This is a genomic window from Myxococcales bacterium (assembly GCA_022184915.1).
GTDB lineage: Bacteria > Myxococcota_A > Polyangia > Fen-1088 > Fen-1088 > JAGTJU01.
Map to the genome: position 1 here is coordinate 13,295 of JAGTJU010000004.1, position 13,213 is coordinate 26,507.

Genomic DNA, 13,213 nt, shown 5'->3' on the forward strand with positions numbered 1-13,213 from the left:
GACCTCATGAGTCCTCCTGACGAACACACGAGCGGGGCCTCGGCGGCCTCTCTGGCCCCCGAGCGTAAGCCCAAGAGCCGCAGCGACGAGCTCGCGTCCGCCTGGCGTGAGTACTTCCGGAAGCTGGCGCTCGCATCTCCCCGGCATCCCGCGGCGCGGGACCACATGAACCTGGATCTGCGGGAGGCCCTGCGACGCCTCATCCCGCCGGATGCCCGCGTGCTCGAGGTGGGGTGTGGGCGCGGAGACCTGTTGGCCGCCCTTCCGCAAGCCGACCGCACGGGGCTCGATTGCCTAGCCGAGATCCTCGAAGAGGCCCGGGCGCGCCATCCGGAGGTCTGCTTCCAGGAGGGCGACATTCTTTCGGCGCCTGTCGAGCGCCGCTACGATGCGGTGGTCTGCGATCGGCTGTGTCACAGCGTGCTCGACATTCGGTTGCTGCTGCGTCGGATGCACGATTGCCTGAACGAGGATGGGCGGATTTATCTCACTACGTTCAACGTGTTTTGGGAGATCCCGTCGCGCCTGGCCGAGAAGGCCGGGTGGAAGGTGCCTTCGCCTACGGCCAATTGGCTATCCGAGAGCGACTTTCAGACGCTCTTCGATCTCTGCGATCTCGAGGTGGTACGCTTCGAGGACCGCATGATGTCGCCGCTCTTGTTGGGTGGCCTGGGGGCGCTGGCAAACAAGTACCTGGTGAAGGCTCCGGCCTTGTCCCGCACCGCGCTTTACCGCATCTACGTCTTGCGGCCCCGTCAATCCTCGCGCCGAGAGGGACGAGACGCACCTTCGGTATCAGTCGTGGTGCCCGCCCGAAACGAGGCGGGCAACATCGAGGCTGCGGTCGCGCGGACCCCCGTCATGGGCTCGTCGACTGAGCTCATCTTCGTTGAGGGAAACTCGAAAGACGACACCTGGGACACCATCCAAAGGGTGATCGGCCGCTACCAGGGGCCGCTGTCGCTTTCTGCATACAAGCAGACGGGAAAGGGGAAAGGGGACGCCGTTCGGCTGGGCTTTCAAAAGGCCAAGGGTGACATCCTGATGATCCTGGATGCCGATCTGACGGTGCCGCCCGAGGACTTGCCCGTGTTCTACCAAGCAGTCTCCGAGCGCCGTGCCGACTTCGTACAGGGCACGCGCCTCGTGTACCCCATGGACCCAGGTGCGATGCGCTTTTTCAACAAGCTGGGAAACATCGGCTTTTCGGTGCTGTTTTCGTACCTGCTCCAGCAGCCCATCAAGGACACCCTCTGCGGCACGAAAGTGCTCTGGCGCCGCGATTACGAACGGATCGCAGCCAATCGCGCCTACTTCGGTGATTTCGATCCCTTCGGCGATTTCGATCTCATCTTTGGAGCTGCCCGGCTGAACCTGAAGATTGGCGAGATCCCCGTGCGGTACCGAGATCGGGTCTACGGCGAAACCAACATCGAGCGCTGGAAACATGGATGGCTGTTGCTGAAGATGTCGGCGGTGGCCGCCCGCAAAATCAAGTTCGTGTGACCGCGACGGGGCACGTGCAGGCCCGGCGCCGCTTCGACGAACACCGGGCCGCGTTCGCGCGCAACCCGGCGCTGCGCGCCCTTTACGCCGGCTGGTACGCGCGCATCGGAGCGTATCTGCCGGAGCTTGGCGTGGGACCTCGGCTCGAGTTGGGTTCGGGGCCGGGCCTCGCCGCTGCCTACCTGCCGGAGATGTTGCGAAGTGACGTCGTGCGCGCCCCCTGGCACCACATGGTGGCTGCCGCCGAGGCGCTGCCCTTCCGGGAGGGCACGCTGGGCGCCCTCGTTCTCTTCGACGTTCTCCACCATCTTCCTTCGCCGGCGCACTTTTTCGAGGAGGCCACGCGGGTCCTGGCACCGGGGGGGCGCGTGATCGTTTGCGATCCCTACGTGAGTCCGCTGTCGTATCCCGTCTATGCGTGGTTGCACGAGGAGGGGCTCGACTTTGCTCCTGATGCGCTCGAGCCTCGATGGGCAGACGGCAAAGACCCGTTCGCCGGCAATCAGGCCGTGGCCACCAAGCTGTTCTTTCGCGAGTGGCCGCGGTTCGCGGCGCGCTTTCCCTCGTTTTCTCTGGTGGCGCGCCGACGCCTGGCGGGTTTGTCCTACCCGGCCGCAGGCGGATTCGGCCGGGCGCCGCTCCTCCCCCTGGCCTTGTGGAAGGGTCTCCTTCGGCTCGAGGCCCGCTGCCCCGAAGCTGCGTTTCGATGGATGGGGTTTCGGACCCTCGTGGCGCTCGAGCGTCGTCCCTAGGGCCTCACGTCCGCGGCGCCTCGGGGCGGGTCCAGGCGGTGCACTGGTAGAGCGCCGCCTGAACGGGGAGCCGCGGGGGGAAGGCCACGCGGCCCGCGGGCCGAAGCACGCGTGAGAGGGCACGAGCGATCTGCACCGGCGCTGCCACGTGATCCTCGTCGATTCCCGGGTAGCCGATGGCCTCGAAGGCACGGGTCATGAGCCGACTCACCATGGGATAGCCGGTGATCAGGGTGCCCCCAGGGGCCAAGCTCTGAGCCAGCGCGCGGGCGGCCGCATCGCTGTCGCGGATGTGCTCGAGCACGGAAAAACAAACGATCGCGTCGAAGGTGTCCTTGGGGAGTGCTCCCTCTTGCAGCAGATCCGCGGTCCGGAAGCTGGCTTGGCAGCCGGGGGCGACCAGGGCCTCGAGACCCGCGGGCAGGGCGAGATCGGTACCCACGTAGCGGGGGTAGTGTCGGGTGAGCGTGGGCACCAACACCCCGCTGCCTACGCCGACCTCGAGCACGCTGGCGCCGCCCCGGGGAAGCAGATCGAGCCCCATTTGAAGGCGGTGGCGGTAGAGCCAGCCGGTGCTGGCCTTGTAGTAGTAGGGGAGAGGATCTTTCTGGTTGTTGGCCGTCATGCGCGCGCGGGGCGGCAGCTCGAAGCGAACATGGGACATACGCGCTTACCTTAACAGGGTTTTTGGCTGCGCCGGGACACGCGGTGCCCGCCAGGCCTGTGGCACTGGCAGGGGCGTCTGCGACAGCGGCGCCCGCCCGAGCCGCCGATCCAGGAACCCGTCCACGGCGGCCATGACGTCGGGGCGCAGCCAGGCCCCATCACCGTGCCGGGCCCCCGGGATGATCTCGAGCTGCACGTCGTTGCCAGCCGCTCTCAGCGCTTCGGCCAGGCGTTGTGACTGCGCCGCGGGGACGGTGCAATCGTCGCGTCCATGCTGGAGCAAAAAGGGAGGGGCGTGCGGCTTCACGTACGTCAAGGGGCTCGCACGGCGGGCACGCGGGGCACAGCGCCTGACCTCGCAGCCCAAAAGCCGCGACTCGGCCGAGCCCTCACAGGTGTGGCATTTGTGCTGCGGGCAGCGCAGGCCAAAGTCAGCGTCGAATTCGCTAAACGAGCTCGGCCCCCACCAATCGATGACACCGCGGACAGCCGTCGAGACTTTGCGATGTCGATCGTCGGGTCTGTCGAACGCCTTTTCGCCCTCCGTGAGCGCCAGCAGCGCTGCCAAGTGTCCGCCGGCGGAGGCGCCCCAAACCACCACCTTGTCGGGGTCCAGGTCGTAATCATCCGCGTGAGCCCGGAGGTGCCGGAGCGCTGCACGCAGGTCGGCGAGGGGGGCGGGAAAGCGAGCCTCGAAGCTGAGACGGTAGTCGATCGTGGCCACGGCGAAACCGCGGCAGGTCTGCCGGAGGGCGAAGAGCTCCACCGATTGTTTGTTTCCGCCTGCCCAGCCACCACCGTGAACCCACAGCACCCAGGGCACGGGCTGATCGCGGGGGACCAGAGGCAGGTGAACGTCGAGCCGTGTACGAGCGTCGCCCGCGTAGGGAACGTCGCGATGGGAGCGGGATACACAAGCCTCCTGGGCACGCTCGCTGGGAGACGCGGTCAGCGGACGCTCTGGGGCGGGGGGCTCCTGGCAGCCCGAAGCAATGAACAGAGCCACATACGTCGAGGCCAAGGCAAGCAGGCGGGGCTTTGGGGGCATGGATACCGCAGTCGCGTGGAGTGTGTCCGCCTTCTTCACCCTACGCAACGTGAACGTCCTTCGTCCCGCGCACCGGCTCACCATCGGGAGGAACGGGTGGCAGAGTGCGTGGAGGCATCGCGCCCCGTCGAGGCTGCGTCCGCCGGCTCGAACAGCACCTGGGAAAGCGGGCCGTAAGGCTCGAAGCGGCGGCCGACCAGGAGCGAGAAGGCCTCCGGGGCGTAGGGATAGCGGGTGTGCACGAGTCGCTCCAACCGTTGGGCTTGACGTTCGAAGCTGCGGGTATGGTGTTCCCCCATCAGGCGCTGCAGCTTGAGCAAGATGTGCGCCCGGGCCTCGTCGTCGGAGGTGGCGGCGTAAACGCGCTCCAAATGCTTGATCGCCAGCTCGCGCTCTCCGTCTTTGGTGAGCATGCCGGCCACGAGCCCCGGCAGCCAGGAAGGCACTTCGTCGAAGAGCGTCGCCTTGCGCAGGGCCTCGATGCCCTCCTTCTTCCAGCTTCCGATCCGGGGATCGCCAGCCTTGGCCAGGCCGGGGAGCTCGTAGTACAGATTGAACCCCAGCTGGAAGTGTTGCTCCCAATCGTCGGGGAAGGTCTTGAGCCCTCGGCGGAGAAGGTCATTGGCGGCAAGTACGTTCACGAGCTTCGGTTGGCCCGCGCCGTAGCTCAGCATGGCGGCTCCCCGCAGGTACACCGGCTGAAAGTGCGGATCCAGGTCCACGACCGCGTTCAGGTAGCTCGTGAGCCATCGCTGGGCACCTTTGTGTTCGAGCTGGTCACCGAAGTAGATGTTCGTCCGCGCGGCGATGAGGTCAGCGGCAAGTTCGTGGTGTCCCAGGCTGCCGAGCCGCAGGAGCCTCGAAGGGGGAAGATAGTTGACGTCGGCTTCAGGCGGCCAGGCGTCACGCGCCCGCTGCGCCTGGTCGCGTGCGTGGTCGGTCAGCAGCGCCAGCGCCACGAGGCCTGTCCCCGTGGCCAGCGCCCAGATCGCGCGCGCCCCCGCCGGTCGGTGCGGGCGTTGCGGAGACGAGGAAGGACTCGAGGTCGTCATGGGCTCGCGGGCGCCACGGCGGCACCCGTCAAGATGATTCGGCGGATCCGGGCTCGTCTGCAGCCGCTTCCGAACCCGAAATGCCCAGTTTCGAGAGTCGATAACGCAGGGAGCGAAACGTGACGCCCAAGAGGCGTGCGGCTTCGGTGCGGTTGCCCTCGGTTCGCTCCAGCGCCTTGAGAATGAGGCTGCGCTCGAGGTCGGCCACCGTGCGTTCGAGGTCGATGCCTTCGGCGGGCAGCTCGAACCCTGTCCCTTCCGGGGCTGGCGAGGGGGCGCTCGACAGCGGGGGCAGGGTGTCTTTGGTGAGGCGATCGCCTGAAGACAGGGTGACCGCCCGCTCGATCAGGTTCTCCAACTCGCGGACGTTGCCTGGAAAGTTATGTGCCAGGAGGGCCGACAGCGCCTCGGGCTCGATACCCGTGATCGTACGGCCGTGCTCGGCAGCGAACTTGCGGATGAAGTGTTCGGCCAGCAAGGCAACGTCCTCGCGGCGCTCGCGCAGGGGCGGCACGCGGATCTGAATGACGTTCAAGCGGTAGTAGAGATCTTGTCGGAAGGTGCCGTTTTCGATCTCCGCTTCCAAGTCGCGGTTGGTGGCAGCCACGACGCGCACGTCGACCTCGCTTTCGGTGAGGCCACCTACCCGCTTGACGCGCCTTTCCTGCAGGGCGCGCAGGAGCTTCACCTGCATGGCCAAGGGCAGCTCCCCCACCTCGTCGAGCAACAGCGTGCCTCCGGAAGCTGCCTCGAACAGCCCCGGCTTGTCGCTGGTGGCGCCCGTGAACGCACCCTTGACGTGCCCGAAGAGCTCGCTTTCCAGCAGCGTCTCGGGGATCGCGCCGCAGTTGACCGCCACGAAGGGCTTGTCGTTGCGGGCAGACAGCTCGTGCAGCGCGCGCGCGAGCAACTCCTTGCCCGTGCCCGATTCCCCGATCAACAACACGCTCGTGCGTGCGGGGGCGATCTTCTGAATCATGTCGAAAAGCCGCTGCATCGGGGGCGACTTTCCGATCAACCTGTCGAGCTTGTAACGTCCCTTGATCTCGTCGCGAAGGGCGGTGTTCTGGCGGTGGAGCAGGCGCCGCTCGAGGGCCCGTTCGACCACCAGGCCCACTTCCTCCACCTTGAACGGTTTCGTGAGGTAGTCGTAGGCGCCCGCCTTCATTGCGGCGATGGCCGTCTCGGCCGTGGCGAACGCCGTCACCACGATGACTTGGGTGTCAGGGCGCAGTGCCTTCGAGGCGGCCAGCACGTCGAGGCCACTGCGCGCCTCGCCCATGCGCAGGTCGGTGATGACCACGTCGTATTCCTTCGCAGCCAGCGCGGCCTTGGCTTCCTCGCCGCCCGGCGCGGCTTCGACCCGGTGGCCCGCCCGGCGCAGGTAGATGGCCAGGAACTCGCGCATCGAGCGCTCGTCGTCGACGATCAGAATTTCGCCAGTCAGGGATGAATCCACGGGCGGGCCTTTCAGTGTCGGGACGTGGCTTCACGAGAGCCGGAGGGGGTCATGGATTCAACTGCCGCAGGCTCAACCCCGCTTGCGGGCGATGACGATCATGAAGCCGCCCAAGTTGCGGAACAGCGGGACGTCGCAGGCCTTGTGCTCGGCCCATGCGAACAGGCGGCCAAGGGCGTTCACCTTGAACACCGAAGACGTGGGCGTGAAGATCCGGACGCCCCGGGTACCCACGAATTCCAGGTCCGGAGGCAAGTAGCTCTTGGCCTGCTCGAGGGTATCGTAGCGCGTGAAGACGTCGTGATCGGTCGTGTCGCCGTCGATGCGTGCCGGCCCACCCAGCCGTTTGGCCAGGTAGCGCAACGAGTACGGGTTGTAGAACTCGAGCAGCAGGTGGCCGCCCGGGCGCACCAGGCGTGACAGCTCGGCGAGGGCCTCGCGAATGGGAGGCACGTGCGCGAGCACCTTCATGCTGTACACCAGGTCGAACGACGCGTCGGGGAGCGGGACCGCGGTGACTGAGCCTTGCACCACCTTGAGCCCCCGCTGCAGCGCCGTCGCCAACATGCCACGCGACAGGTCCAACCCCACCGCCTTGCGGGCCACGCGGCTCGCGTCACGCAACAACAAACCCGTTCCGCAGCCCGCCTCGAAGACGTCGCGGTTGCGCCCATACCGCTCGATGAGCTCGCCTTCGAGTTCGTCGATCAGGCGGTGGTACCCATGGTGCCGCTCACGTTCGTAGCTGGCCGAAAAACGATCGTAGTAGGCTTGGGTCGAGGCTGGCGAAGTCATGGCGAAGACTCCCCGATTATGCCCGTGCTTTCGCCAATTTGCGAGCGCTCAGAACACGTCGCCGAAGCGGCACAGAGTGATGCCTCGGCGGGCCACGGCCTGCCGGATCTTCGGGTCACACAGGGCTTCGAGCTCGAGGCGTCGTTCGAGAACGCGGTGGCCCGCCAGCGTCAGGCCGTCCTGTGGTGTGGTGCCGGGGTGGCAAATGAGCTCGTGCACCCCGGGGCCCAGACGCCCGAGGATCTCCATGATCCGCATGCGGCCGAGGTTGCCGCTTTCGGCAAAACCCCAGCTCTCGGCCCCGTGGCGGAGCGCGCCCAGTTTCTTGCGGGCCAGGTATCCGAACGCCCCCAAGGCCGCGAGCGGCAGCCCGCGTTGCAGGTCCGCAAACCAGGTCAGGTTCGGGACCTCCATGGAGGAGCGGATGGCGCGAATCCGCAGCTGCGCGGCCATGCGCTCCACGGCTCGCGCAACGGGGGGTAAAAAACCGAGGTGCAGATACGTGTCGAGGTGATCGAGCTGCATCCCGGCAGCCCTTAGCCGCTCGGCCTGGGCCAATAGCTCGGTCTCGAGCTCCGCCTCGGGGAGTTTGCCGCGCAGCCAGCGCAGGGCGAGCTGGGCGGGGGAGTCCGGCAGCTGGCCGGTGCCTTCGATGAGGTGCGGAATGTCGCGAGGGGCGCTCACGGGTGTGCCGCCCACCAGGACCAAGTGGGCGCCGAGCCCCAGCGCGGGCGCGCCTGCGAGTTCGCGGGCGAGCGCTGCGGGGTTGGCAAGGTTGCCCATGATCGATGCGCTCGTCACGATGCCCTCGTGATGCGCCTTCAGAATGCCCTCCGTGACCTCGGGGGTGAGCCCAAGCTCGTCGGCGTTCACGATGAGACGAATGGCTGTGGCGTCGGTCATGCGCCCTCTCCTTATCCCACATCTCGAGGCGAAGCTCACCGGCAGCATGTGCGGGTGCCTGCAATCGGTGTGGTGCCGGGGCTTGCGAAAGCTCTGCCCGCCGGCCAACCTATTTCTTCCGTCAGTCCGATGCCTTCCGCCGTCTATCCCCGCTCCGTGCCCGCGTCGTCTGCCTGCCACGCGCACTGTGCCGACGTGCGGGGAGCTTCTTGGGAACAGCGAACGCGGGGGTAAACGGAGCCGCGCACGCATGCCCAAAAAAAACGCGAAATCCGTCAGCCCCGCTCGTCCCTCGCAGGCCGCGCGTCCCTCTCGCCGCGCGCCCTCCGCTCCGGCCGTGCGCAACGGGGCCGTCGCCGCCGAGCCCTACGAGGTCCGGCGCACGCGGTTACGCAACGGGTTGCGCCTGTGCACCGTCGAGGTGCCCTACCTGCACACGGCCACGGTGGCGCTCTACGTCCGGACGGGCTCGCGGTACGAAACGCCCGAGAAAAACGGCCTCTCGCACTTCCTCGAGCACATGCTCTTCCGCGGCTCGCATCGCTATCCGAGCTCTTTGGCTCTGAACACGGTCATCGAAGAGCTGGGGGGAACGCTGTACGCGGAGACCGGGCGGGACTACGCGGTGTATTCCATTTCGCTCGGCCCCGCGGGGGTGCTCGACGCGCTCGCGATCTTGGGAGACCTCTTCAGCGGTCCCGTGTTCAAGGACATCGAGCTCGAGCGCCAGATGGTCCTCGAGGAGATCCTGGAAGACATGGATCACCGGGGGCGGATGGTGAACGTGCATGATCTGTCGCGCCAGCTCGCCTGGGACAAGCACCCACTTGGCTATTCGATTTTGGGAACGCCCAAAAACGTGCGCCGCTTTTCGACCCGCGACGTGCGCACGCACTTTCGCCGCCATTACGGGGCGAGCAACATGGTGCTCTGCGTGGCAGGGCAAGTCGAGCACGCCCGTGTGGAGCCAGCGGCCAGAAAGGCGTTTACCCGCATCGACCGAGGTACCGCCATCAAGGGAAAACCCGCGCGCCCCGCGCTGGCTGGGCCGCGCTGGCAAACCGTCGCGACCGATGCGGCCCAGTCCCAGATCCAGATGCTCTTCTTCGGCCTGCCGATGGACGATCCGGATCACGCCGCGCAGGCCGCCCTGATGCGGCTCATCGACGACGGGATGGCCACGCCGCTGCACTACCGGATCTGTGATCAGAACGGGCTGGCCTACAGCGTGGGGGCCGAGGTTGATCACTACTACGATACCTCACTCATCGAGTTCGATGCCGCGTGTGCGCCCGGGAAGCTGAGCGCGCTCGTGCAGGAGCTGGTGAACATCATCGACGAGTTCAAGACCAAGCCGGTGGAGCCCGGTGCCCTGGCGCGGGTCAAGCGGCGCTACCGGGAGGACCTCGAAGCCAGCTACGACGACGTGGGCAGCTTGTGCAACTGGTACGGCGGTGCGGAGCTCTTTGCGCGCCCCCGCACGCACGCCGACCGGCTGCGCCAAATGGAGAAGGTCACGGCCGAGCAGGTGCGCCGGGTGGCCCAGCGGGTCTTTCAGGCCGAGCGGCTCACCACCGTGGTCGCCGGTCGGTGGAACGCCACGCAAACACGGAAGACCCGCCAGCTGCTGCGCGGGCTGTGAGCTTCGCGCGCTGGCTCAGAGCTGCGCGGTGGCCAGCAGGAACTTGTTGTTGCGGTCGTGCCGGACCTGCACCGTGGCACGCGCGCCCTCGGGTAGCAGCGCTTTGATGCGGTCGAAGCGCGCGCGTTCGACCACGAAGAACACGCGCTTGCCCCGGTTGCGCCCCAGGTAAGCCTGGAGGTCTTCAGCGTTCCGGTTGCCCAGGAACACCGTGCGCTGCTCGGCAGGGCCTTCGTAGATCTCGTTTTGGGTATAGAAGGTTTCCCCGCGCCAGTACATTTGCCAGGCAATGAGCGGTTCGTCGGGCCCTCTGCGCTCGCGGTAGTACGTGGCCATCAGCTCCTTCTGCGACCAGATCGGGGAGACCTCGACCATGTACACGTCCAGCAGGAAATACGTGAAGATCACCGCAACCGAACACAACGCCACGGCACCGTATCGGCGCACCCGCGGCCAGGCCAACGCCAGCGTGGCGGCACCGATGAGCATCCCAAAGGCCAAGAGCGGTGCGCGGTAGTCGAGCGCGGGCGGCCAGGGCCGACCTCCCGGATCATTGACGTAGTCGTAGGAGAAGAGCCACACGAAGCGCTGCGCGGCGTTCTGGGAGCGTGTCAGATCCCAGGTGACCAGCGCCAGCAACGGAAGCCCCACCATCGGGACCAGCTTGGCGCCCACCAGCCGGCCCCGGTCCCAGATGTCGTCGAGGAAACAAGCGATGGCCAGGGCCAAGCCGGGGAGGGCCGGCAGGATGTAGTGGTGAAACTTCGTCATCGAAGCCGAAACCACCGCATACGCCGACACGAACCAGATCGCGCCGAACCAGAAGATCTGCTGGCGGTAGTTGGGCCGCGCGGTCTCACCCGTGGCGGCTGCGGTCGTCGGGGAGGGGCGCAAGATGACCCAGGCGAGGGCCGAGGGCGCGACCGCCAGCCACGGCAGCACGGCGAAGCCGAGCTCGCGCAGGAAGTACTCGAAGGTGCCCCGGTCACCGTGGCGCCCGAGCACCAAACGCCGCCAGTGGTTGTCCCCGTAAAGCTCGTTCCAGAACCCCTTACCGTAACGAGCGATCATCGCGTGGTGCCAGGGCATTGCCACCACCAGGCACGCCAAGAGCGCGATCCCAAGCCCGTAGAACATCTGCGGGCGAGACAGCCGGCGCCAGTTCCACGTGAACGCAAGGTATGCAAACAACACGATGACGGGAAGGCCCAAGCCCGCAAGCCCCTTGGCCAAGGTGGCGATCGCGGCTAGCACGCCGGCGCTCAGAAGATAGAGGGGCGCGCGGTAACGGATGCGAGCGGCGTAAAAGAGACAGGCCAAGGTGCCGGCCAGGTAGGGAAGCATCAGGACCACGCCTGGCAGCTTGAACGGGCGGCCTCCCATCCGGAAGCGCCAGGTGACGGCAAGGGCGTCGATGACCAGCTGGGGCAGGGCGGTGACGAGGAACAGCGCCACGCCCACGTAGAACGCGGTGTGGTGGGGCCACGACAACCCTCTCCAGCTGCGGCGGGGCAGTTCCTCCGTGGCGTCGTCGAACAGGGCCACCGCGCACAAGGCCAGCGCCAGCGTCATGGGACCCACGAACGGCATGTCGGTCATGGCCTGCCGTGCGATCAGCGAAAACATGGGCATGGTGGCGAGGCTCACTGCCGCCAGCACGCCGGCGCGCCGGCTCACGAAGCGCGACGCCACGAGGTACACGCCGTAAAGCGCGGTCAGGGCCATGAGGCAGAACGGCACCCGCATCGCCCATTCGGTGGCGGACGACAGCGCCAGCTGCCCTGAAGGGGCATGGGCGCCCCCCAAACCTGCCACGGAGAAGGAAAGGCTCATCAGCCAAAACGTAAAGACTGGCTTCGACCAGAAAAACTCGCGGTCGAGCGGGGAGCCAGGCCAGAACAGGCCCACGTAGTCGCCCCGTGCGGTCATCTGGCGGGCCACTTCGCCGTAGTGAGTCTCCCAGGGATCCCAAAGGCCGTAGCTGCCCGCAAAGGGAAGATAAAGGGCGAGGCCGAACAACACGAGGAGAAGCACGGTCTGACGCTCACTCAGCCGGTCGAGCCAGCGGGGAGCGCGCGAGGGGGAAGCGTTCACAGGGGAAGAACTCACGACGGGTCCGGATGAGGGTGAAGCCATGGAATACGAACGGGGGTAAGACCCGCCAAACGGGGGCGGACTCTACCAGCGAAAGTGAAGGGCGGCGGCGAAACAGGCCCCGGCCGGCACGACCCGCCCCGGCCGCTCACGTGCTGCGTCTCCGGAGCCACACTGCCGCAGCCGCCAGCAGGGCCGCACCGGCAAGGCCAGGCAGCCATATCTGGGTGGCCTGTGGGAGAAGATAGACCTCGGGGGCAATGCCGGGCCGGTGACGCCGCCACAGGTCGACCTGCGCGGCGGCGTAGGTCGCCACCACCACGGCCCCCGCGCAGCTGGCGCACAGCCGCGCGAGGCGGGGCGCCCGTGCGGGGGTCCGTGCAGAGTCAGAAGCTTCGCTGTCGTCCATGGCCAAGCGGGCTGCCGCTTCTATAGCGCCGTTCTCGCGCCCCGGCCAAGCCAGGCCGCACGCTTGCCCCTAGAGCCTGCGGGCGGCCAGATCGATGAAGCCTTCGAGCCAGATCATGTTCACGCGGGAACAGGCCGGTGCGGGGGACACGGTGGTGGTCTCCAGGGTTGCGACCCAGGGCGTACCCCGGCGCCAAAAGAGGTCCGTGATCGAACCGTCATGCAGCTCGATGAGCGCCTCGGCGTCGCTGAAGAGGTCATCATCCACCTCGGCGTCGCGCGCCAGGGGCAGCACATCGTCAGACCGGGTCAGCAGCGTGCGGAACGGGTCTCGATCTCCGAAAACGTAGGCGTAGCAACCGGTCTTGGCGAGCCAAGGGTCCTGGTGCAGGTCCAGCATGGCCCGCGGCGTGGGCAGCGCGGCGAGTTGGCGCGCCATCGCTTGCGTCTCGGCCGGCCCCTCGAGGAACGGCCGCCAGCCGAGGCAAGCCGATTGGCCGTGAGGCAGCTGGTCCACCCAGGCCTTCGTTTGCCCCTGCACGACCTCGTACCGCAGGAAGTCGTTGTTCGGGGCTTCCTGGGCCTCGTTGTAGCGGGTGCGGACCTCGAAGCCCGACGGGTTGACGCAGGGGAAGATCGTGAGTCCTACCCGGCAGCGTCGCGCGCGCGCGACCAGGTCGGGCAGGTGGGCGAGCAAAGTAAGGGGGCCGGCTGTCTCGTCGCCGTGGAACCCGGCCGTCACGAGCAGGTCGTGCGCGCCGTCCGTTTGGGCGCGCATCAAGGGGTACGTACGCCCCGCGACCTTCATTTCGTCGACCGTTTCCACCTGAGCGACCGCGCCCCATCGGCGAAACGCTGCGTCGTACTCGGCCCATTTCATTCTTCAAC

Annotated in this window: 12 protein-coding genes; 3 read left to right on the forward strand and 9 right to left on the reverse strand. The window is 66.9% G+C overall.

What is annotated here, in order from left to right:
• Positions 1-6: 6 nt before the first annotated feature.
• Positions 7-1,506 (forward strand): glycosyltransferase, encoded by a 1,500-nt coding sequence (locus KA712_15065; GenBank protein ID MCG5054282.1) that lies wholly within the window; start codon positions 7-9, stop codon positions 1,504-1,506.
• The gene (locus tag KA712_15070) at positions 1,503-2,258 is read left to right on the forward strand and encodes a class I SAM-dependent methyltransferase (GenBank protein ID MCG5054283.1); all 756 of its coding nucleotides are present in this window, start codon (positions 1,503-1,505) and stop codon (positions 2,256-2,258) included. Before KA712_15065 ends, KA712_15070 begins: the two co-directional genes overlap by 4 nt.
• A 4-nt stretch (positions 2,259-2,262) precedes the next feature.
• Here KA712_15070 and KA712_15075 read toward each other — a convergent pair whose 3' ends face one another.
• The 6 genes from KA712_15075 to KA712_15100 form a co-directional block, all read right to left on the reverse strand.
• Entirely contained in the window at positions 2,263-2,922 is a 660-nt protein-coding gene (locus KA712_15075) for a class I SAM-dependent methyltransferase (GenBank protein MCG5054284.1), read from the reverse strand.
• Positions 2,923-2,928: 6 nt separating this feature from the next.
• Positions 2,929-3,972 (reverse strand): alpha/beta hydrolase, encoded by a 1,044-nt coding sequence (locus KA712_15080; protein ID MCG5054285.1) that lies wholly within the window; start codon positions 3,970-3,972, stop codon positions 2,929-2,931.
• A 77-nt stretch (positions 3,973-4,049) separates the two neighbouring features.
• Complete coding sequence (locus KA712_15085; GenBank protein MCG5054286.1) at positions 4,050-5,024, reverse strand: hypothetical protein; 975 nt, start codon at positions 5,022-5,024, stop codon at positions 4,050-4,052.
• 28 nt (positions 5,025-5,052) lie between these two features.
• A complete protein-coding gene (locus tag KA712_15090; protein ID MCG5054287.1) occupies positions 5,053-6,432 on the reverse strand; it encodes a sigma-54 dependent transcriptional regulator in 1,380 nt (459 codons plus the stop codon).
• Between the two features lie 123 nt (positions 6,433-6,555).
• The gene (locus tag KA712_15095) at positions 6,556-7,278 is read right to left on the reverse strand and encodes a class I SAM-dependent methyltransferase (protein ID MCG5054288.1); all 723 of its coding nucleotides are present in this window, start codon (positions 7,276-7,278) and stop codon (positions 6,556-6,558) included.
• 48 nt (positions 7,279-7,326) lie between these two features.
• Positions 7,327-8,181, reverse strand: coding sequence for a ChbG/HpnK family deacetylase (locus KA712_15100; protein MCG5054289.1), 855 nt, complete (start codon positions 8,179-8,181; stop codon positions 7,327-7,329).
• 250 nt (positions 8,182-8,431) lie between these two features.
• Here KA712_15100 and KA712_15105 point away from each other — a divergent pair, with 250 nt between their 5' ends.
• Entirely contained in the window at positions 8,432-9,823 is a 1,392-nt protein-coding gene (locus KA712_15105; protein ID MCG5054290.1) for an insulinase family protein, read from the forward strand.
• Between the two features lie 15 nt (positions 9,824-9,838).
• On the opposite strand, the gene KA712_15110 is transcribed toward KA712_15105, so the two are convergent.
• The 3 genes from KA712_15110 to KA712_15120 all read right to left on the reverse strand — a co-directional run bounded on the left by KA712_15110 (position 9,839) and on the right by KA712_15120 (position 13,205).
• Positions 9,839-11,932 carry a glycosyltransferase family 39 protein gene (locus KA712_15110; GenBank protein MCG5054291.1) on the reverse strand — a complete coding sequence of 698 codons (2,094 nt, stop codon included), beginning with the start codon at positions 11,930-11,932 and terminating at the stop codon, positions 9,839-9,841.
• A 133-nt stretch (positions 11,933-12,065) separates the two neighbouring features.
• The gene (locus KA712_15115; protein ID MCG5054292.1) at positions 12,066-12,326 is read right to left on the reverse strand and encodes a hypothetical protein; all 261 of its coding nucleotides are present in this window, start codon (positions 12,324-12,326) and stop codon (positions 12,066-12,068) included.
• A gap of 69 nt (positions 12,327-12,395) precedes the next feature.
• Positions 12,396-13,205, reverse strand: a complete 810-nt coding sequence (locus KA712_15120; protein MCG5054293.1) for a succinylglutamate desuccinylase/aspartoacylase family protein — start codon at positions 13,203-13,205, stop codon at positions 12,396-12,398.
• Positions 13,206-13,213 lie beyond the last annotated feature (8 nt).

Excerpts from the sequence above, each read along its gene's own strand:
- KA712_15065 (MCG5054282.1), top strand. The coding sequence starts at position 7 with ATGAGTCCTCCTGACGAACACACGAGCGGGGCCTCGGCGGCCTCTCTG.
- KA712_15075 (MCG5054284.1), bottom strand. The coding sequence starts at position 2,922 with ATGTCCCATGTTCGCTTCGAGCTGCCGCCCCGCGCGCGCATGACGGCC.
- KA712_15080 (MCG5054285.1), bottom strand. The coding sequence starts at position 3,972 with ATGCCCCCAAAGCCCCGCCTGCTTGCCTTGGCCTCGACGTATGTGGCT.
- KA712_15085 (MCG5054286.1), bottom strand. The coding sequence starts at position 5,024 with ATGACGACCTCGAGTCCTTCCTCGTCTCCGCAACGCCCGCACCGACCG.
- KA712_15090 (MCG5054287.1), bottom strand. The coding sequence starts at position 6,432 with ATGCGCGAGTTCCTGGCCATCTACCTGCGCCGGGCGGGCCACCGGGTC.
- KA712_15095 (MCG5054288.1), bottom strand. The coding sequence starts at position 7,278 with ATGACTTCGCCAGCCTCGACCCAAGCCTACTACGATCGTTTTTCGGCC.
- KA712_15100 (MCG5054289.1), bottom strand. The coding sequence starts at position 8,181 with ATGACCGACGCCACAGCCATTCGTCTCATCGTGAACGCCGACGAGCTT.
- KA712_15105 (MCG5054290.1), top strand. The coding sequence starts at position 8,432 with ATGCCCAAAAAAAACGCGAAATCCGTCAGCCCCGCTCGTCCCTCGCAG.
- KA712_15115 (MCG5054292.1), bottom strand. The coding sequence starts at position 12,326 with ATGGACGACAGCGAAGCTTCTGACTCTGCACGGACCCCCGCACGGGCG.
- KA712_15120 (MCG5054293.1), bottom strand. The coding sequence starts at position 13,205 with ATGAAATGGGCCGAGTACGACGCAGCGTTTCGCCGATGGGGCGCGGTC.